Raw genomic sequence first — 23,862 nt, 5'->3', positions numbered from 1 at the left:
TATAACGGCGCGGGAGTGGGCGTGAACCGTGCAGAAATCAGACATTCCGCACGGTTCTGGCAAAGCTTAGCGGAATTTATGCCAGGTCTTTACGCCAGGCGTCGGCTTTTAACGGTTCGCCGAAGTGGCTGTTAATCAGGCGTTTGGTCAGATCGTGGAGCGGGCAGGCCAGCACCTCTGCCGTGCTGCCGCGTTCCACCACTTCGCCCTGGTGCATCACAATCACCTGGTCGCTGATGTGCTTCATCATCCCCAGATGCTGGGTAACGTAGATATACGAAATTCCGTGCTTATCCTGCAGCTCCAGCATCAGATTGATCAGCTGCGAACGCATCGACATATCCAGCGACGCCATCGCCTCATCGGCAATAATCACTTTGGGTTGCAGGATCAGCGCACGCGCCAGGCCAACACGCTGTTTCTGACCCGGTGCCAGCATATGTGGATAGTACGCCGCATGATCGCGCAGCAGGCCGACCTGGCGCAGCGTGGCAATAATCCTTTTCTCGCGTGCTTCCGTAGAGAGTTCGGTGTTTAAGCGCAGCGGAAAATCGAGGATCTGGCCAATGCGCTGGCGCGGATTAAGCGAGGTTGACGGGTCCTGAAAAATCATCCGGATACGCTGGCTGCGATAACCATAATCGCCATACTCCAGCGGATGGTCATCGATCAGAATATCGCCGGTGCTGGGCGCCACCATGCCGCTGAGCATTTTCGCCAGCGTCGATTTGCCCGAGCCGTTTTCACCAATGATTGCCAGCGTCTGCCGTTCTCTCAGCGTAAAGCTGACCTCTTTGACCGCCTCAACATGCTGACGACGAAACAGCCCGGTGCGATAGCGGAACGTTTTGCTGAGATTGCGCACTTCCAGTAGCGTTTCAACCATTACTGACTCTCCATGTTAAGTGGGAAGTGGCAGGCAAACAGATGTGATTTGGCACCGGACAACCTCGGCGTTTCAATACACTTCTTCTGCGCATAGGGGCAACGCGGCCCCAGCCGACAGCCGATCGGCAAGTGTTCCAGAGATGGAATGGCACCGGGCAAGGTGTTCAGCCGGCTTTTATGGGGCATCGCAAGACCAAAATCGGGCATCGCGCGGATCAGCGCCTGAGTATAAGGATGGTGCGGCGCGACAATCAGCGCTTCGCTCGGGGCGGTCTCGACCGTTTGCCCGCAATACATCACGTTAATGCGGTCGGCCCAGTGACTGAGCATCTGCAAGTCATGGCTGATCAGCAGAATAGTGGTGTTGTTGTTTTGGTTCAGACGCGCCAGCAGGCGGAAAATCTGTGCCTGAGTGGTCGGTTCCATGGCGTTGGTGGGTTCATCCGCAATCAGCAGGCGCGGCTGGTTTGCCAGCGCGATGGCAATCATCACTTTCTGGCACTCGCCGTCGGTCAGCTCATACGGGAAGCTGCCCATAATATCTTTGTGATCCTTGATGCCGACGCGGTGCAACAATTCAATCGCCCGGCGGTGACGCCAGCGGAATCGCTGATACCAGCGACCCTTGTAGGTCCATCCGGGAATGGCCTGCACGATTTGCTGGCCAATGCTTTCGGACGGATCCAGACAGGACTGCGGCTCCTGGAAAATCATCGAGACGTTGTGGCCGATGATCTTACGTCTTTCACGCGGGGAGAGATGCAGCAGATCGATATCATCAAAACGCATCCGATCGGCGGTGACACGCCAGTTATCTTTTGTCACGCCGCAGATCGCTTTCGCAATCAGGCTTTTGCCGGAACCCGATTCGCCCACCAGCCCGCGCACTTCGCCTTCGGTCAGCGTGATGCTGACGCGGTCCACCGCCTTCACCGGACCGTCGGCGGTCATAAATTCAATCGTCAGGTTACGAATATCAAGCAACGGCATCTATTCAACTCCCGCAACGATGGCCCGACGAATACCGTCACCCAACAGGTTAACGATTAGCACGCTGAGCATAATCGCCGCGCCAGGCAGCATCACCGTCCACGGGGCAACATAGATCAGTTCCAGCGCATCGCCCAGCATCGCGCCCCATTCGGGTGAAGGGAGCTGGGCACCCAGATCCAGGAACCCCAGCGCGGCAATATCGAGGATCGCCATCGACAGGGCGCGGGTAAATTCAGAAACCAGCAGGGCGAGGATATTCGGCAGGATGGCATACCAGAGAATATTCAGGCTGCTTGCGCCGTCCAGCCTGGCGGCAATCACATAGTCTTTCTCCAGCTCGTCATGCACCGCGGTATAAATGGCGCGAACCAGCCGGGGAATGATCGCCAGGAACACCGCCAGCAGGGCATGTTCGAGGCGCGGCCCGAGAAACGCCACCACGATAATCGCCAGTAGCAGCGACGGGATGGAAAGTAGCGTATCGAGGATATGGTTCATTATCGCCGAGCGTAATCCTTTGGTCAGGCCGGCCAGCACCCCTAAAACCATGGCACATGCTGCAGCAAAAAACGTGACCAGGATCGCTGAACCGACGGTCGGCGCAGCGCCGCTTATCAGGCGGCTGAGAATATCCCGCCCGAGATCGTCCGTGCCGAGGAAGAACGACACGTCGCCATAACGCGACCAGGAAGGTGGCAGCAATTGATAACCCAGGAACTGTTGATCCAGCCCGTAAGGCGCCAGCAAGCGGCCAAAGATGCAAATCAGCAGCAGCGCAATAAAGGCATAGAAACCGACCATCGCGCTGGTGTCGTGATAGAACAGACGCCAGGCGTTGCGTAGCGTGCTGGGGAGCCGCTCTTCGGCATAAATATTATCAGCGGGCATGTGATGCCACGTGATGCGGGGTAATCAGGCCTGGGCGTGGGTTAAATTCTTTATTCATATCAGTAATTTGCTCTCTTTTATGCTTCGCGCGGGCTCAATGTCAGGCTATCCGCCACCGGCAGCGTCACAAGCGCGACGCGGGTGAAGATCGGCCCGTACAACTCAGCATAGGCGATTATCCTTCTATATCACTGTCGCAGGCAAGGGAACGCAGAGAACAATTTCACTGATGGATTACAGAAGCTTACGAACGCTGGCGGAATATTGTTAACGCCAGCGCATGCGACGGTTGCTTTTAGCGGACGCGATTTCCCGCGTTTTTGCATGTGAAGTGGCGAGGAATAAAATCATCTCAGCCCGCCGAAATTATTTTGCAGACGTGTTAGTTTTTAATCTAATAACGCCATCCCAAGAAAAAATTTTTGGAAAAACGCTTCCCACTATTTAGCTGATGTAAATCAGGGCACTGTAAAGACATCAACGTCTTAATTTTTTCATTACCCTCTCTTTGATAATAAATATCATGCAAGATCGGAAATTATTAAAATCTATTTCATTCAGTATGTTGTGAATTTTATTTGGCCGGAAAGGAATATTTTATCGCAACCTACGGTGATAAGTTGGCAGTGCAGTAATTGCATTTAAGTGCTAGCGGAAAATGAGTGAAAAAAACCACGTTAGGATTAATCTTAATCGTCCATTTATTCCTGCAATATCCAAAGTAATTATTAAATGCCATCTACGATGATTGTACTGATGAAATAAAGTGAACCCCATCCTGCACGGGAAATTAATAGTTAAATTAAGGGGCATAACATCAACCTGAGAGGATCATCATGACGCATTTAGAAAACTATCTCGCCTGGGTAAAAGATGCCCATGCGATGGAAATGCAGGCTGAAAGCATGCTGGAGAAAATGTCCGATCGGCTCGAACACTATCCCGACCTCAAGGCGCGTATTGACCAGCATATTGAAGAAACCCGGCAGCAGCAGGGTCTGGTCCAGTCCGTCATCGACCGTTACGACACCTCAAGTTCCACCTTCAAAGACGCGATGGGCAAACTGACGGCCATGGGTCAGGCCATGGGCGGAATGATGGCCGATGATGAAGTGGTGAAAGGTGCCATCAGCGGGTATGTCTTTGAGAACCTCGAAATCGCCAGCTATACCTCCCTGATTGCGGCGGCAAAACTGGTCGGTGACGCCGAAGGCGTGCGTGTTTTCACCCAAATTCGTGAGCAGGAAATCGCCATGTCCGAATGGTGTCTGCAGCATCTCCCTGACGTCACAGAACAATTTATGATCCGCTCCGCCACCCCCGGCGTGGAAGCAAAAAAATAAGCCTGTTCCTTTATGCCCGCTACGGTGTGCATTTTTTCGTTATTAATACTGGTTATCCGGAGTAAGCAATGTTCAGACATGTAAAACAACTGCAGTATACGGTTCGCGTGGCAGGCCCAAATCCGGGGCTGGCAAATCTGTTGCTGGAACAGTTTGGTGGACCTCAGGGAGAACTTGCGGCGGCCTGCCGTTACTTCACTCAGGGACTGGGTGATGAGGATCCGGGACGCAAAGATATGCTGATGGATATTGCGACCGAGGAACTGAGCCATCTGGAAATTATTGGTTCGCTGGTCGGGATGCTGAACAAAGGCGCCAAGGGTGACCTGGCAGAAGGCACCGAGAAGGAAGGGGATCTGTACCGCAGTATTACCGGCAACGGCAATGACAGCCATCTGACTGCGCTGCTGTACGGAGGCGGTCCGGCGTTAACCAATTCTGCCGGGGTTCCCTGGACTGCGGCATACGTCGATACCATCGGCGAAGTTACCGCTGACCTGCGTTCCAATATTGCTGCCGAAGCAAGAGCGAAGATTTTATATGAACGCCTGATCAATATGACCGACGATCCGGGCGTTAAGGATGCGCTTGGCTTCCTGATGACCCGTGAAGTCGCGCACCAGATTTCCTTCGAAAAAGCGCTCTATTCCATCCGCAATAACTTCCCACCGGGCAAACTCCCGCCGATTGAGAAATACGCCAGTGCCTATTACAACATGTCTGCCGACGGGGACGTCAGAGGCAGTTGGAACTCGGATGAAAACTTCGATTACGTTGCCGATCCGGCCCCTGCCGTGGATGGCGGAGACGGAACGGCAAGCGTGACGCTTCCTGCGAAACAGCAGGCGGCGTTGGATGCCCTTGCGGCCCGAACAGCCTCCGATCCCCAGGTCAATCCGGTGACCGGTGCCGATATTGGTGCCGTCCCACCGATTGAAAATGAAACGGCATCGGAACCGCCAGCCGGCAAGCCGGCGAAAAAATAGCATTCAGTGCAAGGGCAGGGAAGCCTTTAAGGGCGACGGGTTAAATCCATTTGGACTTTCTGAGCTTCCGCCACATCAGCACGCACAATAACAGCGTGCCGACCAGCGTTGCCGGATAGCCATAGCGCGCCTGCAGTTCCGGCATATGGGTAAAATTCATGCCGTACATGCTGAATACCACCGTTGGAACCACCAAAATGGCACCCCAACCGGCCAGCTTTTTCACCACCTCATTCTGCTGAACCGTCACCAGCGCCAGATTCACATGCATGGCGCTGGTCAGCATTTCCCGCATGTCATCGGTATCCGCCACCACATGGCTGGCATGATCCTGCACGTCACGAATATAGGCCCGCAGCGGTTTGGGAATGATGTGTTCATGAATGCGGATCAGCTGGGTGCAGATTTCCTCTACCGGCGCGGCGGCATTCTTCAGCGCCAGCAGATGACGTCGCATGCTGTAAACAACCTGCACCGCGTCCCGATCAAAATCGCTGCGGAACATTGATTCTTCCATATCGCTGATTTTTTCGCCCAGCGCGGCAGTCAGTTCGGAATAACGATCGGTAATGAAATCGAGGATGCAATACAGCGGATAGCCCGGACCATGCGACAGCATCTCCGGATTCTGCGCGGCGCGGGCGCGGACCGGGGCATAGCTTTCAGACGCGCCGTGGCGGATGGTAATCAGAAAGTTTTTACCGGCAAAGAGATGCGTTTCGCCAAAGCTGAAGTCACCTTCATGCTCCTTCACCGTTTTCACTACGATAAACAGGGAGTCGCCGTACTGCTCGATCTTAGGGCGCTGATGGGCAGTCAGGGCGTCTTCGACTGCCAGCTCATGCAGGCCGAACTCTTCCTGCACCTTATACATAAAGTCGGGCTCGGGCTGGTAAAGACCCAGCCAGACAAAGGCGTCAGGCTCTTTGATCACCTCGCTAATATCTTCCATGTCCACGACTTCATCCTGCCGGCCAGGCCGGTAAACCATGCTGTTGATTATCATATTGTTCCGGGGAGTGCTGCTGAGATGCTAACAGCATAATGCCTGTTGTGCGTTTATGCCTTCTGACAATGACAGGATTCAGTCCGCCAGGCTGGCTTTTATGATGGCAGCCAACTTTAGGAAGGCAGGTTCAAGCTCTTGCTCATCCATATGAGCAAATCCCAGCAGTAATCCCCTTGATGTCACCGTGCCGACAAAATAGCGCGATAAGGGCCGCACCAGCAGGCCACTGTTGTTGGCTTGCCGCGCAATGTCAGCATCATCGCTATCAATGGGCAGTTGCAAAATCAGATGAAGACCGGCGTTACTGTTGTACAGCCCCAGGGCATCGATCCCCATAACGCGGGTAATCAAATCGACCAGAATCTGCCTGCGGCGTCCATAGAGCTGGCGCATCTTGCGAATATGCGCCGCGTAATATCCTTCACCAATAAATTCGGCCAGCGCTGCCTGAACCTGCAGGTGTCCACCGCGATACAGTTCACTGTGCATCTTTTTAAGCGGTGCTGAGAGCGTTTTGGGCAACACCACATAGCCAAGCCGCAGTGCCGGATAAAGGGTTTTACTGAAGGTGCCGATATAGATAACCGGACTGTTCTCTTCAAGTCCCTGCAAGGAGGGAACGGGTTGGCCGGAAAAACGGAACTCACTGTCATAATCATCTTCAACGATCCAACTCCCTGAGGTCCGGGCGATCGACAACAGGTGCTGTCTGCGACTCAGGCTCATCACCGACCCCAAAGGATACTGATGAGACGGGGTGACGAAGATAAGCTTGGGCGAGGCACCCACCGTCTGCCCGGGAATAAGACCCTGTTCATCCACCGGCATCGGCGTAATGCCGACGTCGTTGATGCGCAGAATATTCTTTATTCCCCAATACCCCGGTTCCTCAGTCCATGCGCTGTCACCGGGATTGCACAACGAACGCGTTACCAGGTCCAGCGCCTGATGAATACCTTGGGTGATGAGGATCTGGTCGGGCGTACATCGCACCCCACGCGCCGTCCGCAGATAGTCGGTCAGGGCCACCTTCAGCACCTCCGCGCCGCCGGTGGAATCGTAGGTCAGGTGCTGCGGAAGGGGATGACGTACCTGACGATCCTGGAACTTCTTCATCACCCGGTGGGGAAAATGAATGACGTCCGGTACGCCGGGAAGAAAAGGCCCCCACTGGCTGGGACTTGCGCTGGCATGATGCAGAAGCTGCAGGCATCGGTCTGAAAGCACCGACCGATCTTCTGCCACGGGGTGTTCGGAATTGACCGACGCCTGGGGCCGGGCATCCAGATTATCCAGTACGCTGTGGGTGACGAACGTTCCATTGCTTTGCTGGGTAGAAATATACCCTTCGGCCTGCAATTGCTCATACACCCGCAGCACGGTATTGCGGGAGATCTCAAGTTCGTTTGCCAGATCGCGCGTCGGCGGCATGCGGGCAGCGGGGTTGAGGTTGCCATTCAGAATCGACTCAGAGATCGCCGAGTAGAGTCGCTTATGCAGTTTTCCTTCCACACGGTGAAAAAATGCCTGTCTGATCACATCTCCAGCAAGTGAACGCATTTGGATCCTATAAATAAAACAGTCTGGCTCTCGTTTAAGGTACCAAACGCTGACAGATTGTCTCTGGTATTACAAACACTTTGTAAAGAGATGAGGCAATGACTATGAACAATAACGAGCTGCAGCAGCGTCGTCTGAGTGCCACTCCGCGCGGTGTTGGCGTCATGTGTGATTTTTATGCTGCGTCGGCTGAAAACAGCACGATCACCGACGTCGAAGGGAAGACCTATATCGATTTTGCGGCGGGCATTGCGGTGCTGAACACCGGCCATCGGCATCCCCGGCTGGTGAAGGCGATGGAGCAGCAGTTGCAGGCCTTCACCCATACCGCCTATCAAATTGTGCCTTACGAGAGCTACGTATCGCTGGCTGAGAAAATTAATGCTGCCGTGCCGATCCCCGGCCCACTGAAAACCGCCTTCTTCTCAACCGGAGCGGAAGCGGTGGAGAACGCCATTAAGATTGCACGCGCGCATACCGGGCGTCCGGGGGTTATCGCCTTTAGCGGCGGTTTCCACGGTCGCACCTACATGACGATGGCCCTGACCGGCAAAGTGGCGCCCTATAAAAAAGGGTTTGGCCCATTCCCCGGATCCGTTTACCACGTGCCGTATCCTTCCGAGCTGCATAACATTTCAACAGCCGATGCTTTGATCGCCATTGAACGTCTGTTTAAAGCGGATATTGATCCCAGCCAGGTGGCCGCCATTATATTTGAGCCGGTACAGGGTGAAGGCGGATTTAATGTCGCGCCTGCTGAGCTTATCGCCGCCATTCGTCATCTTTGTGATGAGCACGGCATGGTGATGATTGCTGATGAAGTGCAGAGTGGTTTTGCCCGCACCGGGAAACTCTTCGCCATGGATCATTATGTCCATCAGCCCGACCTGATGACCATGGCCAAGAGCCTGGCGGGAGGGATGCCGCTGTCAGGTGTGGTGGGCAAGGCAGAAATAATGGATGCGCCGTCACCGGGCGGATTAGGCGGCACCTATGCCGGCAACCCAGTGGCGGTTGCTGCTGCCCATGCAGTGCTGGATGTTATTGACGATGAAAAACTCTGCCAGCGTGCGGACGTTCTTGGCGACCGTTTACGTGTTGCACTGGTGGATTGCAAAGAGTCCTGTGCGGAACTGGTGCAGGTTCGCGGCCTGGGCTCGATGATTGCGGCGGAATTTTGTGATGCGGAGACGGGTGCGCCATCCGCAATCACTGCCCAGCGGATCCAGAAACGCGCGCTGGAACAGGGTCTGCTGCTACTCACCTGTGGTCAATATGGCAATGTGATCCGCTTCCTTTATCCCTTGACCATTCCCGACGACCAGTTTGATGCCGCCCTCAACATCCTTAAATCGGTGATAAAAAGCTGAAGGACTAACGCTTCCTCATTCCCTGTGCCGGAATACTTCGCTCACACGAGCGCCGACGAGTGTTATTACTCGTCGGTTTTTTTTATCCCGCTTTCCGCAGCAAGCCATTAACAAAAGTGTGACATACGCAATATACATATAACTTATTATGTTTTATAAATTAGTCACTATCGCCTGCGATTATGCCCCAACAGAGAGCGACATATGGAACAGACATCTGAAAAAAATAGCCATAACCATCAACCTGAAAGCAAAGAGCAGTTCAACCGGTCAATCGGTCTGATTTCCAACTTTGCGCTCGGCTTTACCTACCTTTCTCCTTTAACCGCCGTGTACTCGCTCTTTGCACTGGCCATTACCTTAGCCGGGCCGCCCGCAGTGTGGTGGATCCTGATTGTTGCCTGTGGTCAGCTACTGGTTGCCTTAGTGTTTGGTGAAGTGGCATCGCAATATCCGATCACCGGCGGCCTTTACCCGTGGGCGAGACGGCTGTGGGGCAAAAAGTTTGCCTGGATTACCGCCTGGATCTACCTGTGGGCGCTGGTGGTGACCATTACCTCGATTGCGGAATACACCTCGACCTTTGTGGCGTCGCTATTTCACTTCGTTCAGTCACCGCTCAATTTGCTAATGACCTCAGTGGTGCTGTTATTGATGATGATGGGCGTCAACATGTCGGGGACTAAAAACCTGGCGCGGGTGGCAAAAATAGGGTTTTGGTGTGAAATCGTCAGCGTGATCGCGCTGGGGATTTATCTGTTGATCTTCCACCGTTCGCAGCCGTTCTCGGTGGTGTTTGATTCAATGGGCATGTTGGCAAAGGACGGCAGCTATACCACCGCATTTATGTCGGCGTCGCTGATGGGCCTGTTTATGTTTTTTGGTTTCGAAGCCTGCGGCAATGTGGCGGAAGAGGTTAAGAACCCCGGCAAGCAGATCCCGGTAGCGATGATCCTGAGTATTGTATTCGGCGCAATTTCGGCCGTGATTTCCGTCATGGGCTATCTGCTGTCTTCACCCGATCTGGCCAGCATTGTTTCCGGTAAAACCGCCGATCCTATCCCGGTGATCCTCAATGAAGCATTGGGCAGCACCGGCGCCACCGTTTTCATCGTCATCGCCATTATTGCCATGCTGTCGTGTATTCTTTCGCTTCAGGCTGCGCTGAGCCGTCTTATCTTCTCTTTCTCACGCGATAAAATGCTGCCGGGCAGTCAGTGGATGTCCAAAATTTCTAAAAATAGCGTGCCGGACAATGCCATGCTGGTGAGTTGCATTCTGCCGGTGATCATCTGCGTCTGGGTCTATTTCCAGCCGGATAACCTCTCGCGGATCACCGCTTTTGCCGTGATTGGCATTTACATCTCTTTCCAGCTGGTGGTGCTTGCCGCGTTACGTCAGCGCCTGAAAGGCTGGAAGCCAGCAGGGGAATGGTCGCTGGGTGCATGGGGCATTCTGGTGAATGTCTTCGCCTTACTTTATGGTCTCTGCGGCATCTGGCTGCTGGCGCAGCCTGCTGATAGCGCGGGCTTCCTGGACCGCTGGACGGTGTTGATTGGGCTCGCAGTCGTGCTGCTGACCGGGCTGGTTTATATGACTGTCGCAAACCCGTTCGGTCGTTCAAGCGCGCCGGAAAACGATGCGATCGAATATGCCAGCAAGCTCAGAGCAAAAGAGGAGTTTTGAGTGTTGCCGGGCTAATGTTCTTATAAGACGAGCGACTAAAACCGTAGCCTGGTCCTACGGTTTTTTTTGCACTGCGTGACGTGGGAGGGTGACTCGTTTGGCGCGGCGCAATGCGTTTGCACCTGGTGCAGGATTACAGCCAGTACAGTGCCGCATAGCTGTTTTGGTAAGCCCGTTGTTGCGCTTCACCCGTAAACAGTTCGCCAATGCGCAGCCGGGGATTTGACGAAAAAATGATGCGGCCTTCAAGGTTAGTCAGGACGACTTTTTCGTTCGCACACAACGGCAGCAGTTCTTCCTCAATCCGACTCACCAGAATATCCAGCGCGGCAACCCCCAAAACGTTTCCTGCAACCCGAACCGGGACCGCAACGGTCAGCGTCAGCGAGGTATTGCAGATATAGTCAACGTAAGGGCCATGGATATAGGGTTTACCTTCGGCGATCGGGGTTTGGAACCAGGCAAAGGTGCGGAAATCCAGCCGTTGCTGGGTAGACTGATCGAGGTCCAGACTGACCTGTTTTAAGCCGTTATCTTTTTTATACCACCATTCCAGCACCCAGTACTCACCGACTGAGGCGGTGCTTTCAATGTGGCTGGCAACGCCAGCGCCCGAGCAGTAGGGGTTTTCATCCAGCGTCAGTTTGATGATTGGTTGGATGGCCGCTTTGACGCCAGTTTCCAGCAATGCTTCGGGCCCGGGTTGCGGATGAGCGGAAAGGCAATGGGCGATCTTCTCAGCTAATAAACCGGTACTGTCGACAGATGACTGAAAGATGTCGTCAATTTTGAGGGTTAGCGCATGAATGTGCTCTGAATAATTCATTTTCGACATTGCCTATACGGGTTATTTTTCAGAAGGGTAATTCATTTTCTTTTCTAATAAATAGACGGTGAAGGTATCAATCAGTTGCGAAGCGGCTTGAACGGCTGCCTGTTCTGAATGCGACGCCAGGGCATCGGTAAGCGTGGCATAAAGCCCGGTAACCTCACGATGCACGTCATCAGAGCGATAAAGCACCGCAATCAACGACGCCCATTCGGCCTGCAGTTGCAGTTCCTGATTTGCCAGCCTGGCAGACTGTGAACTTGCCGCGATGGCCAGCAGGCAACGCATGTCGGCCTGCGTTCTCTGTTCCGGGGTTTCTGCCGAGGCCAGCAATGCCGTAAATTCGCGCAGTCGCTGCAAATCTACGTCGGTCATCCTACGTGAGGCCAGCCTGGCGCTGTGGCTGATAACAGCACTGTGCATCTCTCCCAGATCGGAAAGATAATCGGTACTGATGCCCCTGAAAGGGTGGAGGTTTCTGCCGGAATGCAGAACATTTTCACAGACAAAACTGCCGCCATTTCGGCCCCGGACGGTGTGTATCAGTTCATTGGCCCGCAGGGTATTTAGCGCTTCCCGGATGGTAATGTGCGACACGCCCATCATCTTTGCCAAATCCGTTTCATTCGGCAGCTGTTCGTGCGGTTCTAACAGTCCGGTAACAATGGCATTGGAGAGCCGCTGAACAATCTGATCAGAACGGCTGGCCTGTCCTATCGGTGCGAAAATTACCGCGTGAGTAATCATAATCTTCTCTGAAAATCCCTTATGCAGGCCGCCATACTTAACATAAACCACCCTGGCAAGGAAGCAGTAAATAGGGGCGTCTTTTGCCAGGCAGACCGCAGAAATGGGGTGTGAAATCCGTTATTTACCGGAGGCCTGATGCCAATTCACTGCATCGGGTTTCCCCCAAAATGCCAGAGGGAAGGGCAACATTGTAATCATTTTGTTAAAAATGCGAGGCGCTTCATGTTGTAAGGAGAGAGTCATTGAAAAAAACCACGCCAATATATATTACATAATATCTTATATGTATTAACCGACGTGGAGAATGCGATGCAAACCTTACAGCACTTTATCAACGGACAGTATGTCCCGAATCAGAGGGAGGATTTTTTTGAGCTGATCAGTCCGGTTGATGGTGAAACCTATGCTATTTCACCAGACGGGGGAACGGCGGAGGTGGATCTTGCCTATGCTGCGGCTGAAGAGGCGTTTGCGGTGTGGAAAAAGTCCACGCCTGCCCAGCGGCAAAAGGCGCTGCTTGGTCTGGCGGATGAAATTGAACGAAACGTGACGCGGCTGGCCGAGTTGCAGAGTAAAGAAACAGGACAGCTCAGGCATTTTATTGAGAAAGAAGAGATCGCAGCGTCATGCGATGCCATCCGCTTTTTTGCCGGCGCCGCGCGTTGCCTGGAAGGTAAAGCCGCCGGCGAATACGCGGCGGGATTCACCTCGGTGATCCGCCGCGAGCCGCTGGGGATTGTCGGGCAGGTCACGCCATGGAATTACCCCTTTATGATGGCGGTCTGGAAGATCGCCCCGGCATTAGCGGCAGGGAATACGGTGGTGTTGAAGCCAAGTGATACCACGCCCATCAGCACACTTTTGCTGGCGGAATTAGCGGCGCCATTCTTCCCAGCGGGCGCCTTTAACGTGGTGCTGGGAAAAGCCAATACCGGATCGCTGGTGGTGTCGAATCCTGTCGCCTCACTGGTGTCGATCACCGGCTCGGTGCGGGCTGGCCTGCAGGTCGCTGCGTCTGCCGCCGCCAACCTCACTAAATCCCACCTTGAGCTGGGCGGCAAAGCGCCGGTGATCGTGTTTGCCGACGCCGATATGAACAAAGCCGTGGACATCATCACCACCGCCGGATTTTTCAATGCGGGGCAGGACTGCACGGCGGCAACCCGCATCCTCGTCGAGGAATCGGCCTATCAGGATTTCCTCGAAAAACTGGTGTCGCGAACGCGAGAGATAAAATTTGGCCTGCCAGATGACCGCGACGCCCTTTACGGATCGCTGAACAGTCGCAGTCAGCTTGAGCAGGTTAAAGGCTTTATTGAACGCCTGCCGTCACACGCCACCATTGAAGCCGGCGGCCATCCGGGCCAGGGGCCTGGCTTCTACTTTGAACCCACCATTATTTCCGGTCTGCAACAGCACGACGAAGCCATACAGCATGAGGTTTTTGGCCCGGTGATGACCATCCAGCGCTTCTCAGAGGAGGCGGATGCGCTGAATAAAGCGAATGACGTCGAATATGGTCTTGCCGCCAGCATCTGGACCAGCAGCCATGCCCGCGCGCAGCGATTCAGTATCGATCTCGAGTTTGGCACGGTGTGGATCAACAACCACATCCCGCTGTGTGCAGAAATGCCCCATGGAGGGTTCAAAAAATCGGGTTACGGCAAGGACCTGTCGTCCTATTCCCTCGATGAGTACACCCGCATAAAACACATTATGTGCGACATCAACGATTAGAGGCTCACCATGAAATTACTAAAAATCGCGGCAATGACGGTTGTGCTGAGTTCATTTAGCGTACTGGCAGAAGAGTCACCGCAATCGGTGGTTAACGATTATATGGCCGCCTGGAATGGACACAACGCTTCGCAGGCGTCGCGTTATCTGGCTAACGATGTCATTTATTACGACGCGGCAACGGGTTCACCCGTTAACGGCAAGGACAGGGCAGAAAAAGAGGTGATTGGCGCGTTTATTCATGCGGTGCCCGACCTGCAATGGAAAATGACCAGCAAGCCCGTTTACAACAAAGACACCATTGCCTTTCAGTGGACGTTTACAGGAACCAATTCGGGTGAGTGGGCGGGGAGTCCTGCAACAAATAACAAAATCAAATTTGAAGGCGTCAGCTTTATTAAGGTGGTAAAGGGCAAAATTACCTATCAGGGCGATTATTACGATTCAAAAAAACTGGATGCTGAGCTGCAATCCTCGAAGTGATAACGCCACCTTGACGCTCTTTTCCATCAGGCGCGGCGGAAAAGAGTGGGTCACATTTAAGCATTTTGCTTCACCCGATAATTAACAGACTTTAAAGGTTAAAAATGTCCATTACCCGACGTGATTTTCTTAACGGTGTTGCGCTGACGGTCGTTGCCGGGTTAACGCCCTGGGATCTGGCCAGGGCGGAAGAAAACGGTATAGCTGAGAAAGCTGGAGAGTATTATCCTCCCTCTTTGATGGGGTTGCGAGGAAATCACCCCGGTTCATTTGAGATGGCGCATGCCCTCGGGCGTGAGCATCAAAAATTCGACTTCGATTCCCTGACGGTTGAGGAAGAATACGATCTGGTGATCGTGGGGGGCGGCATCAGCGGTCTTGCGTCCGCTTGTTTCTGGCAGCAGGTGGCAGGCAAAGATAAAAAGATCCTGATCCTCGATAATCATGACGATTTTGGCGGACATGCTAAACGCAACGAATTTACCGCGGGAAAAAGCACACTGATTGGATACGGTGGCAGTGAATCCTTTCAATCGCCAAAACATAATTTCAGTCCTGAAGTGAATAAACTGCTGGCCGATGTCGGCATCAGCGTCGTTAAAATGAAAGCGGGCTTTGACCAAAACTTTTATCCCGACCTGAATCTGAGTCGTGGGGTATTCTTCGATAAAAAGAACTTCGGGGAAACCCGCATAGTCAGCGGCGATCCGGGACGGGCAGTATCAGACGATATTCCCGCTGACAGACTGAACGGCCGTAAAATTGAAGATTTCATCAACGATTTCCCGCTCAGTGAAACCGACAAAGCGGCGTTAATCGAACTGCATGTCAGACCAAAAGACTATCTGCCGGGGATGAAAGTCGACGAAAAACTCGCGTGGATGGATAAGCACAGTTACAGCGAATTTCTGTCTGAAAAAGTCGGTCTGAGCAAAATAGCGTTGCTCTATTTTCAGCAGCGTACCAATGATTTTTTCGCCATCGGCATTGAGGGCATTTCCTGCAGTGACGCACGGGTATGTGCCTTGCCAGGCATGGAGGCAATGCATCTGCCGCCGCTGGATGAGGAATCCCTTGCCGATCTGGAAGAACCGTACACCTATCATTTCCCGGATGGCAATGCAGGCCTGACGCGGATGCTGGTCAGGCATCTGATACCGGATGCATTACCCGGAGAGTCGATGGCAGACGCCGTGACCTCAACGCTTGATTACAGCCGTCTGGACACGAAAGCAACTAGCACGCGACTGCGCCTGAACAGCATTGTGATCAATGCGAAAAATACCGACAACGGCGTTATCGTCACCTATATCCATCAGGGACACCCTTATCGCGTACGCGGTCGCAATACCATCATGGCCGGTTATAACATGATGATTCCGTTCCTTGTCCCCGAAACGCCGGAGGAACAGAAAGCGTATTTGCGAATGAACGTTAAGGCACCACTGGTGTATACCAACGTGGCCATCCGCAACTGGCGATCTTTTACCGATTTGGGTATCCATGAATTTTATTCTCCCGCCGCGCCGTACAGTCGGGTCAAACTTGATTATCCCGTCAGTATGGGGAAATACCATCACCCGCGTAATGCGGATGACCCGATGCTTATTCATATGGTCTACGTTCCCACCTATCCCGGCAGTAACCTCACCGCACGCGAGCAGTTTCAACGCGGACGCGCCTGGTTATTAGGAACAACCTTCGAGACTCACGAACAGATGATCCGTGAGCAGTTGCAGGAAATGCTTGGCTCGACAGGATTTGATCATCAACGGGATATTGCGGGCATCACGGTTAACCGTTGGGCCCATGGCTACGCCTATTATGCCAGTTCACTTTTCGATGACATGGATAAAATGCCGGAGATCATCAAAGAAGCACGCAAGCCAATTGGGCGTATTGCCATCGCCAATTCTGACTCCGACTGGAGTGCTTATGCTCATGCAGCCATTGATCAGGCATGGCGAGCCGTCAATGAACTGAAGAACCTGGGTTAACACCATGATTAAAATTATCCTGACAAGCGCGTTGATTATCTCTGCCAGCAGTTTCGCCGCGTCTCCAGAGGGAGAGTATGTGGCGCGTATTTCGGACTGCGTCGCATGCCATACCAAAGAGGGCGGCGATGTAATGGCGGGAGGTAAACGATTTCATACTCCCTTAGGGGATATTTTTTCAACCAACATTACGCCGGATGTGAAAGAGGGAATCGGGTTATACAGTTACGCAGATTTTGAAAAAGCGGTCAGAAAAGGCGTGGCCCGCGATGGGCATTATCTTTATCCGGCGATGCCCTATCCGTCATATGCCAAAATGAACGATGAAGATATGCACGCGCTCTACACCTATTTCAAACAGGATGTGAAAGCATCCGCTCAAAAAAATAGTCCGGGAGAAATACCGTGGATATTCTCTCCGCGTTGGCCGATGGGTATCTGGAACTGGATGTTCACCGATAGCAAAGAAGAGGTTAGCACCCCGGCGGGAGTCGACGACGGGGTAATTCAGCGCGGTAAATACCTTGTCGAAGGTCCTGGCCATTGTGGTGCCTGCCATACGCCAAGGGGGATTGGCATGCAGGAAAAATCGTACGACAGTTCTGATGCCACTTTCCTGAGTGGTGCGATGATTGACGGCTGGTATGCACCCTCGCTCAGGAATGGGGCTATTCCGGCTGAAGAAATAAAAGATTTACTGAAAACAGGGCGAAGCAAGCACTCCGCTATTTCGGGCCCGATGAGCGACGTTGTGACACAAAGTACCCAGTATCTGAATAACAATGACCTGAATGCCATCAGCAGTTACCTGGCCAGCCTCAGCGATAAAAAACCGGCCTCACATACCCATGCGGCTGCATCGCAAACCCGCGGGGCGATCGCTGCAGGCAGTTCCGGGCAGACGCTCTATTTGCGTTATTGCTCAACCTGTCACGGTACAACCGGGCAGGGAACCGATGACAATGTCCCCTCATTGGTGAATAACCCGTCTGTCAGCGCTGAGGAGCCCGACAATCTGATCAAGGTCATCGCGTTCGGCGCAGAAACACCGGTCACCCAGGGAAACATTCCCTACAAAATGCCTGCTTATCATGGCCTGCTTCAGCCCCAGCAGATGCGGGATATTGTCAATTACGTCAGAGGTCAGTGGGGGAACCCTCCCCATCCGGTTGATGAAGACAACATTAAGGACGTTTTAAACGCGGATAAACAATACCGGGAAGGTGGGAGGTGATCGGTCGGGAAGAGCGCGGGAAGACAATCTGGGAAATTTCAGATATTTGAGAGAAAAATTGAGTGAGCTATCAATGTCGTTGAATATAGCTAGCAATTACAACGCGGAGCTAACTCATGAACACTTTCTCTAAAATTGTCTTTTTATCGCTTTTCGCCGCCTCCTGCACAGCCGGTGCTGCGCAAACTGCGCCCGTTGCCAATCCGCTCAGCGTCCATGTCCTCAACCTGGAAACGGGTACGCCAACGCCGGGCGTGGAGGTTGAACTCCAACAGCGCCAAAAGGATAACTGGGTTAACCTGGCGTCAGGCAAAACGGATGACCATGGGCGCATCGCTGCACTGTTTCCGCAGGATAAGCCGATGACTGAAGGCGATTACAAGGTGGTATTCAAAACTGGCGATTACTATAAGAGCGCGGGCAAGCCAACGTTTTTCCCTGAAATCCCGGTGTTGTTCCATGTGGAAAATGGCGGGCATTACCATATCCCGTTACTGCTGAGCCAGTACGGTTACTCGACCTATCGCGGTAACTAAAAGAAACCGTCTGGTTTACCGAGCGGTCTTTTTTCCCAAATGGGCCCGTTGCCTGAGGTGACGGGCCCTTGTGGGTCAGAGGCTCAGGATGCGGTACGGAAAACGGCCACCATGTCCCGAAGATGAGCCGCACGGTGTGCCAGATCATCTGCCGAGGTGGCCGATTCCTCAACCAGCACGGCGTTTTGTTGGGTTACCTGATCCATTTGATTTACGGCGATATTAATCTGCGTAATACCGCTGCTTTGCTCAGCGGATGAGGTTGAAATATCGCGGATCAATTGTGAGGTCTGCTCAATGGCCTCCACGCTCTGCCTGACCCTATCTCCTGCATTCTTAGCCATCGCGATCCCCTCATGGGCATGATCAACCGACTGCTCAATTAATCCTTTAATCTCTTTCGCTGCAGCAGCCGAACGTTGCGCAAGGGCGCGCACTTCAGAGGCGACCACGGCAAATCCTTTGCCTGATTCTCCGGCACGCGCCGCTTCAACCGCGGCATTGAGCGCCAGAATATTGGTCTGGAAAGCGATGCCGTCAATCACGCTGGTGATCTCTTCAATTTTTCCGGAACTGCCGCGGATCTTATGCATTGTTTCCATAACGGATTCCATGGCATTACCACTGAGAAGGGCAGCATTGGTTGCCGATTCTGCCATGGTGGACGCGTAGCGGGTATTTTCTGCGTTATGACTGATGATGGACGCTAACTGCTCCATACTCGCGGCAGTCTCAGCAAGCGAAGCCGCCTGCTGTTCGGTACGAGAAGAGAGATCGCCATTACCGCTGGCTATCTCTTCGGAAGAGGTTGCGATGGTGACAGCATTGGATTTGATGCCTGAGACAAGCTCTGCCAAACGGTTCTGCATCAGTAGCAACGCGTTTAACAACATGGACATCTCATTCGTTCCTGTCACCGTAAACGAGGTCGTTAAATCGCCTGCAGCCACTTTGCTTGCCGCATTAACCGCCAGTTCCACCGGTCCGGTGACCGATCGCGAAATCATAACCGCCGTATACACCGCGAGTAACGCGATACTGAATAAGCCGGCCAGCAGCCAAAATTGAGCATGGCGTTTTTCGGTTGCCTGACTTTCCAGCATCTGGGACAGTTTATCCGCGCTATTCGACCCTAACTCTGCGTAACGGTTTATTGACTGGGTGAAAACGCGAATGTATTCGGCGGGCGCGACGGTAACGCTTTTACTGACAAAGATATGCTCCGCCAGTTGCAGGGCGTCATTGGCCTGCTTATTCGCATCCTGATCTGAACGGGCAAAGATTTCACGCAGGCTGGGTTCGATAGTGAACACTTTTTCCATATTGCTATTGAACTGTGCGAGGGCGGTTTTGCCACTTTCGATTTGAAACGCCATACGACTGCGATCCGCGTCGGTGACGTTATTGCCCGCAGCAATCACAGACGCGCCACTGGCTCTGATTTGTCCGAGGGTTTCGGTCAGCTGAGGTAAGCGACTAAAAATACTGATAATAAACTGATAAGTATTGAGATCGGCATCCAGCGTTAAGCCATAAAAATCCAGCACATTCTGATTCGCTATCAGCAGTTTTTGAATCAGGCTGGCGTGGCGCTGCAGGCTGTCAGACAGGCTCAGTCTCCCGGCTAAAATATCGTTTTGCAACTGCCGCCAATCATCATTGAACGTCGCCAAACTGGTTAGGGGCTGGGCAGTATTATCCACCTGCTTGAGGTCGGTGATGATCGTTGTGAGATCCCGGCTGGCATCTTCAGCCAACGCCAGGCGAGGCGCGTTGTCAGGTTTATGTTGAGAAATCGCAATGGCGCTTTCGGCGCGGTGACGCTGGATTTTATTAAGCAGCGTCAGCATTTTTTTCTCTACCGGAATGCCGCTGAGTTCAATTTTTTTTGCATCAATAGCCTGACTGCCGCTTTGAATGAATAAAGCCGTGGGCAAAAAAAACAGAATCGCTGAAAACAGCCCAAGCAGTAAAAACTTAGCAGGCAAACTGGTGCGGTTAAGTAGGTTTTTCATTCTTATTTCCTGGTGTAAGAGTACTGATTGTTTTTGGTCAGACAGACCCATTAGGTAATTTTTTTAGTTATTTTTTATCCATTAACATCAATCTTTGCAGGTGTAGATACGCTAATTTTTATCTTTTAGTGGATGCTTTAGAGGTTTATTCATCCTCCCCGGTCAATCAGAAAAATTGTATTATAGGTGGCGATCAGAGAATTGACAGGTGAATAAACGACTAAATTTACTGGAGGTAAAAATAAAGCCAAATTAATTTTTAGTATTGTTTTTCAGGGTGTTATGGTTTTATTTTTCGGGCCTTTGCGACGTTGCGCGCGCTATCAGTGAGAAACAATCATTCATTATCAGCCTAATGAATTGCTGAGGCGCGGATAAGGGGCGGGAAATGGACTTTAATTTTGGATAGGGTTCAATACAACATTACAAGCCTCAGGAACCCTGTGAGCAGAACGGCTTATTTTTTCTTTTGAGACAAAAGGGCAAAATTAGGATGCTCTCCGGCCAGTAACAATAGCAATTCGTATTCTCCCTGGCTGAGCGGGGTTGGATTCTTTCCCGTCTCTTTCATCTGCCAGACGCGCAGGCTGAGATCGAAACGCTCTGCGGCAGTTTGCTGAGAGAAGCCGGCGGCGATCCTGAGTTCACGAATGTTATGCTTTACGGCCACCGGCCGTTCTATAAGTTGATTTCTCATAAAGATATTCCTGATGCCTCTCGCAGGGTGACGCCGGTTATGTCGTTGTTAATACGTCATTTTACATTCGCGGCTGACTGTATTCTGCGGAGGCAATTTTATGTGCCTGGGGTTGTAGTGTAGGTATTCCCTGGTGCTGTCATTGCAAATGATAAGGGGTATCGCTTAACTACATAGTGCACTTTATAATAGCGTGCTACTTATGTCGTATGTCTATTGTGGCACTCATCTGAAAAAAGTAAAACATTCCCGTGATTAAATAAATGTATCGTCTCCGTATAAATATTTCGTTAAAGAAAATGAAAACGTCATCCGTCAAACAGCATTTACTCTTCGCGGGAAAATGGCGGCGTGGCTTCAGGAGAAGTTGCGGGGCAGTGTGAAACCCCGGCGTTTTATTGAGATCGAGAGGTGAAAAATGTCAGGACAACCGCACTAAGCAGCAACACACCGCTCAGACCAAACGCGCTCAGCCAGCCCAGATGATCAAACACCATCCCGCCAGCCGTTGACCCCAGGGCGATCGACAGCTGAACCACGGCCACCATCAGACCGCCGCCAGCCTCGGCATTCTCCGGCAGGGTCCGTGCGATCCATGTCCACCATCCCGTTGGTGCGGCAGTTGCAAGCATTCCCCAAAGCCCTAATAGCGGCGCAACCAACCAGACGTTGTGACCCGCTAGCATTAACAGCCCGGCGATAATGGCCATAAGAAAAGGGATGGCCATGAGCGTCGGGTAAAACCGCGCGTTGAGAAAGAGGGAAACGATTAACGTCCCAACCAAACCTGAAACACCGATAATAAGCAAAATCAGTGATAAGCCGGACGGGTTTACCTGAGTGACGGTTTCCAGAAACGGGCGCACATAGGTAAATAAGGTAAACTGCCCCATAAAAAATAAACCACACGCCAGCATGCCAATTAAAACAACAGGACGGCTTAATAGCCTAAAAACGCTCCCGCGAGGCTGATTTGTCTTATTACCGGGCATATCTGGCAGACTCAAGCATTGCCAGATGAAGGCGACCAGCGCAACAGGGACAATGCAGATGAAGGCACCGCGCCACCCGATGGTTGCGCCAAGATAGCTCCCCAGGGGGGCTGCCACGACAGTCGCCAGCGCATTGCCGCCATTAAAAATAGCCAGCGCATGGGATACCCGATGCGAGGGCACCAGACGAATGGCCGTTGCCGCAGAGAGAGACCAGAATCCACCGATGGCAATACCAATCAGCGCACGTCCTGACATATAGACCAGATAGCTGGAAGCCTGCGCGATGATCATCCCCGATATGGCCATTAATACCGTCATCCCCAACAGAAGGTGTTTGCGGTTAATATTGGCGGCAATGTCAGAAATTGTCAGACTGGTCAATACCGCCAGTGCGCCGGAGATGGCGATCCCGAGCCCAGCCAGCCCTTCGGTGACGTCTAAATCGTTGGCAACCGGCGTGAGCAGGCTGACAGGCAAAAATTCAGAAGCAACCAGGACGAAAGCGCAGAGGGTCATCGCAAAAATACCATTCCAGTTTGCACGCTGCGGGTTATGGGATGTTTTAACTATCGACATAGTATTAACTTCTCTAAATATCAGTCCCGAATGAGAAACCGCCTGTCGCTGACAGGCGGTTTTATAAACCAATCATTCTCGGGAGGTTAACGTAAGCGGGTTTTAAAAAACGTTTCAAAGCGGGTGAAAGGTATCTTACCGGCAACGTTGTCGTATAAATCGACATGGTTAGCGCCTGGGACAATCACCAGTTCTTTATCTTTGCTGCCCACCGCCTTAAAGGCATCTTCCGCGAAATAGCGTGAATGGGCTTTTTCACCGGTAACGATTAACGTTGGAATAGTGATTTCATTGGCATAGCTCAGCAATGGCATATTCATAAACGATAAGGGCGTTGTGGCTGTCCAGGCACCGGCAGAGTTAACCGAACGCGGATGGAACCCGCGCGGCATACGGTAATAATCGAAGAACTCTTTCAACACCGGATTGGGATTTGCGGGTAAGGTTTCCGGTAGAATGCGTTCGGAAGTCGTTACTTTCCCGCTCTCATCAACGTAAATATCATGACCCGCATAGGCGGTTTTGCCGCTTTCTGCATCCTTCCAACGCTGCTCGTTCAGATAGTGTAATACCGCACGGCGGTCGGCCGTTGAATAGCGGTCTTTTCCGTCGCCAACACCATGGCCCATGGCGCGGCTCATGTCGTACATAACGCTGGTCGCGACCGCTTTGACGCGGGTATCCATTGCTGCTGCATTCAGCGCCATACCTCCCCAGCCGCAGATGCCGAGAATACCGATGCGCTGGCGATCGACCTCTTTTTGTAAACCAAGGAAGTCTACCGCAGCACTAAAGTCTTCGGTGTTGATATCCGGAGAGGCAACATTGCGTGGCGAGCCGCCGCTTTCCCCGGTATAGGAGGGATCAAAGGCCAGGGTAACAAACCCATCTTCTGCCAGTGTCTGCGCGTATAAACCGCTGGATTGCTCTTTAACTGCGCCAAAGGGACCGCTGACGGCAATTGCCGCAAGCTTGCGGTCTCCACGATCTTTAGGAATATACAGATCGCCGACCAGAGTTATCCCGTAACGGGTTGGGAAGGTCACCTTACGATGTTCGACCTTACTGCTTTCAACAAAGGTTTTGTCCCATTTCGCCACCATCGACACGGGCGCATTTGGATTGGTTGATTCAGCGTGACTCATTGTTGTAACTCCACTTAATGACGTGCATAGCAGTAACGCGGGTATGACAGCTGTGACTTTACGGGTGAAAATTTTCATAAAAGACTCCCCTTGAAAAACACTGTGTGAATGCAGTTTCCGCAAGGGAAGGCGCTGCATTTGAGCT

At 52.5% G+C, this 23,862-nt stretch carries 20 protein-coding genes; 9 read left to right on the top strand and 11 right to left on the bottom strand.

The genetic code is table 11. From position 1 onward, the window contains the following. Window positions 1-76: 76 nt before the first annotated feature. From sapF to sapC, 3 genes are read right to left on the bottom strand one after another with little or no spacing between them, the layout of a single operon-like run. Window positions 77-886 (bottom strand): putrescine export ABC transporter ATP-binding protein SapF, encoded by an 810-nt coding sequence (gene sapF, locus EBC_RS13495; RefSeq protein WP_013202361.1) that lies wholly within the window; start codon window positions 884-886, stop codon window positions 77-79. Beyond that, the gene (sapD, locus tag EBC_RS13490) at window positions 886-1,878 is read right to left on the bottom strand and encodes a putrescine export ABC transporter ATP-binding protein SapD (RefSeq protein ID WP_013202360.1); all 993 of its coding nucleotides are present in this window, start codon (window positions 1,876-1,878) and stop codon (window positions 886-888) included. The genes sapF and sapD overlap by 1 nt, the downstream gene beginning before the upstream one ends. Then, window positions 1,879-2,769, bottom strand: a complete 891-nt coding sequence (gene sapC / locus EBC_RS13485; protein WP_013202359.1) for a putrescine export ABC transporter permease SapC — start codon at window positions 2,767-2,769, stop codon at window positions 1,879-1,881. Between the two features lie 836 nt (window positions 2,770-3,605). Here sapC and EBC_RS13480 point away from each other — a divergent pair. Beyond that, on the top strand, window positions 3,606-4,112 hold the full coding sequence (locus EBC_RS13480) for a ferritin-like domain-containing protein (protein WP_013202357.1): 507 nt from the start codon (window positions 3,606-3,608) through the stop codon (window positions 4,110-4,112). Between the two features lie 68 nt (window positions 4,113-4,180). Next, complete coding sequence (locus tag EBC_RS13475; protein WP_013202356.1) at window positions 4,181-5,098, top strand: manganese catalase family protein; 918 nt, start codon at window positions 4,181-4,183, stop codon at window positions 5,096-5,098. A gap of 40 nt (window positions 5,099-5,138) precedes the next feature. On the opposite strand, the gene EBC_RS13470 is transcribed toward EBC_RS13475, so the two are convergent. Together EBC_RS13470 and pdxR are read right to left on the bottom strand one after the other, a co-directional pair. Continuing rightward, window positions 5,139-6,104 carry a magnesium and cobalt transport protein CorA gene (locus EBC_RS13470; RefSeq protein WP_013202355.1) on the bottom strand — a complete coding sequence of 322 codons (966 nt, stop codon included), beginning with the start codon at window positions 6,102-6,104 and terminating at the stop codon, window positions 5,139-5,141. A 78-nt stretch (window positions 6,105-6,182) separates the two neighbouring features. Then, window positions 6,183-7,667, bottom strand: coding sequence for a MocR-like pyridoxine biosynthesis transcription factor PdxR (pdxR, locus tag EBC_RS13465; RefSeq protein ID WP_013202354.1), 1,485 nt, complete (start codon window positions 7,665-7,667; stop codon window positions 6,183-6,185). Window positions 7,668-7,771: 104 nt separating this feature from the next. On the opposite strand from pdxR, the gene puuE reads away from it, so the two are divergent. After that, window positions 7,772-9,037 (top strand): 4-aminobutyrate transaminase, encoded by a 1,266-nt coding sequence (gene puuE, locus EBC_RS13460; RefSeq protein ID WP_013202353.1) that lies wholly within the window; start codon window positions 7,772-7,774, stop codon window positions 9,035-9,037. 204 nt (window positions 9,038-9,241) lie between these two features. Next, on the top strand, window positions 9,242-10,723 hold the full coding sequence (locus EBC_RS13455) for an APC family permease (RefSeq protein WP_013202352.1): 1,482 nt from the start codon (window positions 9,242-9,244) through the stop codon (window positions 10,721-10,723). Window positions 10,724-10,856: 133 nt separating this feature from the next. Here EBC_RS13455 and EBC_RS13450 read toward each other — a convergent pair whose 3' ends face one another. Together EBC_RS13450 and EBC_RS13445 are read right to left on the bottom strand one after the other, a co-directional pair. Beyond that, complete coding sequence (locus EBC_RS13450; protein WP_041692324.1) at window positions 10,857-11,549, bottom strand: cache domain-containing protein; 693 nt, start codon at window positions 11,547-11,549, stop codon at window positions 10,857-10,859. Between the two features lie 21 nt (window positions 11,550-11,570). Then, on the bottom strand, window positions 11,571-12,299 hold the full coding sequence (locus EBC_RS13445; protein WP_013202350.1) for a FadR/GntR family transcriptional regulator: 729 nt from the start codon (window positions 12,297-12,299) through the stop codon (window positions 11,571-11,573). Between the two features lie 312 nt (window positions 12,300-12,611). On the opposite strand from EBC_RS13445, the gene EBC_RS13440 reads away from it, so the two are divergent. The 5 genes from EBC_RS13440 (at window position 12,612) to uraH (ending at window position 18,289) form a co-directional block, all read left to right on the top strand. Continuing rightward, entirely contained in the window at window positions 12,612-14,039 is a 1,428-nt protein-coding gene (locus EBC_RS13440; RefSeq protein ID WP_013202349.1) for a gamma-aminobutyraldehyde dehydrogenase, read from the top strand. Window positions 14,040-14,048: 9 nt separating this feature from the next. Next, window positions 14,049-14,522, top strand: a complete 474-nt coding sequence (locus tag EBC_RS13435) for an ester cyclase (RefSeq protein WP_013202348.1) — start codon at window positions 14,049-14,051, stop codon at window positions 14,520-14,522. Between the two features lie 104 nt (window positions 14,523-14,626). Next, complete coding sequence (locus EBC_RS13430) at window positions 14,627-16,519, top strand: NAD(P)/FAD-dependent oxidoreductase (protein ID WP_013202347.1); 1,893 nt, start codon at window positions 14,627-14,629, stop codon at window positions 16,517-16,519. Between the two features lie 4 nt (window positions 16,520-16,523). Further along, complete coding sequence (locus EBC_RS13425) at window positions 16,524-17,753, top strand: c-type cytochrome (RefSeq protein WP_013202346.1); 1,230 nt, start codon at window positions 16,524-16,526, stop codon at window positions 17,751-17,753. A 116-nt stretch (window positions 17,754-17,869) separates the two neighbouring features. Then, window positions 17,870-18,289, top strand: coding sequence for a hydroxyisourate hydrolase (gene uraH / locus EBC_RS13420; RefSeq protein WP_013202345.1), 420 nt, complete (start codon window positions 17,870-17,872; stop codon window positions 18,287-18,289). Window positions 18,290-18,372: 83 nt separating this feature from the next. On the opposite strand, the gene EBC_RS13415 is transcribed toward uraH, so the two are convergent. The 4 genes from EBC_RS13415 to EBC_RS13400 form a co-directional block, all read right to left on the bottom strand. Further along, complete coding sequence (locus EBC_RS13415; RefSeq protein ID WP_013202344.1) at window positions 18,373-20,304, bottom strand: methyl-accepting chemotaxis protein; 1,932 nt, start codon at window positions 20,302-20,304, stop codon at window positions 18,373-18,375. Between the two features lie 457 nt (window positions 20,305-20,761). Beyond that, window positions 20,762-21,001 (bottom strand): hypothetical protein, encoded by a 240-nt coding sequence (locus tag EBC_RS13410; RefSeq protein ID WP_013202343.1) that lies wholly within the window; start codon window positions 20,999-21,001, stop codon window positions 20,762-20,764. Between the two features lie 395 nt (window positions 21,002-21,396). Further along, the gene (locus EBC_RS13405; RefSeq protein WP_013202342.1) at window positions 21,397-22,572 is read right to left on the bottom strand and encodes an MFS transporter; all 1,176 of its coding nucleotides are present in this window, start codon (window positions 22,570-22,572) and stop codon (window positions 21,397-21,399) included. Window positions 22,573-22,658: 86 nt separating this feature from the next. Beyond that, complete coding sequence (locus EBC_RS13400) at window positions 22,659-23,795, bottom strand: alpha/beta hydrolase (protein WP_013202341.1); 1,137 nt, start codon at window positions 23,793-23,795, stop codon at window positions 22,659-22,661. Window positions 23,796-23,862 lie beyond the last annotated feature (67 nt).

Origin of the sequence: Erwinia billingiae Eb661, from assembly GCF_000196615.1 — a bacterium.
Lineage (GTDB): Bacteria > Pseudomonadota > Gammaproteobacteria > Enterobacterales > Enterobacteriaceae > Erwinia > Erwinia billingiae.
Note: the sequence above shows the minus strand (reverse complement) of the source record. Positions and strands in the feature narration are given on the sequence as shown.

Bases quoted from the DNA above. Each gene is read 5' to 3' on its own strand.
- uraH (WP_013202345.1), top strand. From the start codon at position 17,870: ATGAACACTTTCTCTAAAATTGTCTTTTTATCGCTTTTCGCCGCCTCC.
- sapF (WP_013202361.1), bottom strand. From the start codon at position 886: ATGGTTGAAACGCTACTGGAAGTGCGCAATCTCAGCAAAACGTTCCGC.
- EBC_RS13450 (WP_041692324.1), bottom strand. From the start codon at position 11,549: ATGAATTATTCAGAGCACATTCATGCGCTAACCCTCAAAATTGACGAC.
- EBC_RS13440 (WP_013202349.1), top strand. From the start codon at position 12,612: ATGCAAACCTTACAGCACTTTATCAACGGACAGTATGTCCCGAATCAG.
- EBC_RS13445 (WP_013202350.1), bottom strand. From the start codon at position 12,299: ATGATTACTCACGCGGTAATTTTCGCACCGATAGGACAGGCCAGCCGT.
- EBC_RS13405 (WP_013202342.1), bottom strand. From the start codon at position 22,572: ATGTCGATAGTTAAAACATCCCATAACCCGCAGCGTGCAAACTGGAAT.
- EBC_RS13470 (WP_013202355.1), bottom strand. From the start codon at position 6,104: ATGATAATCAACAGCATGGTTTACCGGCCTGGCCGGCAGGATGAAGTC.
- puuE (WP_013202353.1), top strand. From the start codon at position 7,772: ATGAACAATAACGAGCTGCAGCAGCGTCGTCTGAGTGCCACTCCGCGC.
- EBC_RS13430 (WP_013202347.1), top strand. From the start codon at position 14,627: ATGTCCATTACCCGACGTGATTTTCTTAACGGTGTTGCGCTGACGGTC.
- EBC_RS13410 (WP_013202343.1), bottom strand. From the start codon at position 21,001: ATGAGAAATCAACTTATAGAACGGCCGGTGGCCGTAAAGCATAACATT.
- sapD (WP_013202360.1), bottom strand. From the start codon at position 1,878: ATGCCGTTGCTTGATATTCGTAACCTGACGATTGAATTTATGACCGCC.
- pdxR (WP_013202354.1), bottom strand. From the start codon at position 7,667: ATGCGTTCACTTGCTGGAGATGTGATCAGACAGGCATTTTTTCACCGT.
- EBC_RS13400 (WP_013202341.1), bottom strand. From the start codon at position 23,795: ATGAAAATTTTCACCCGTAAAGTCACAGCTGTCATACCCGCGTTACTG.
- EBC_RS13425 (WP_013202346.1), top strand. From the start codon at position 16,524: ATGATTAAAATTATCCTGACAAGCGCGTTGATTATCTCTGCCAGCAGT.
- EBC_RS13435 (WP_013202348.1), top strand. From the start codon at position 14,049: ATGAAATTACTAAAAATCGCGGCAATGACGGTTGTGCTGAGTTCATTT.
- EBC_RS13455 (WP_013202352.1), top strand. From the start codon at position 9,242: ATGGAACAGACATCTGAAAAAAATAGCCATAACCATCAACCTGAAAGC.
- EBC_RS13475 (WP_013202356.1), top strand. From the start codon at position 4,181: ATGTTCAGACATGTAAAACAACTGCAGTATACGGTTCGCGTGGCAGGC.
- sapC (WP_013202359.1), bottom strand. From the start codon at position 2,769: ATGCCCGCTGATAATATTTATGCCGAAGAGCGGCTCCCCAGCACGCTA.
- EBC_RS13480 (WP_013202357.1), top strand. From the start codon at position 3,606: ATGACGCATTTAGAAAACTATCTCGCCTGGGTAAAAGATGCCCATGCG.
- EBC_RS13415 (WP_013202344.1), bottom strand. From the start codon at position 20,304: ATGAAAAACCTACTTAACCGCACCAGTTTGCCTGCTAAGTTTTTACTG.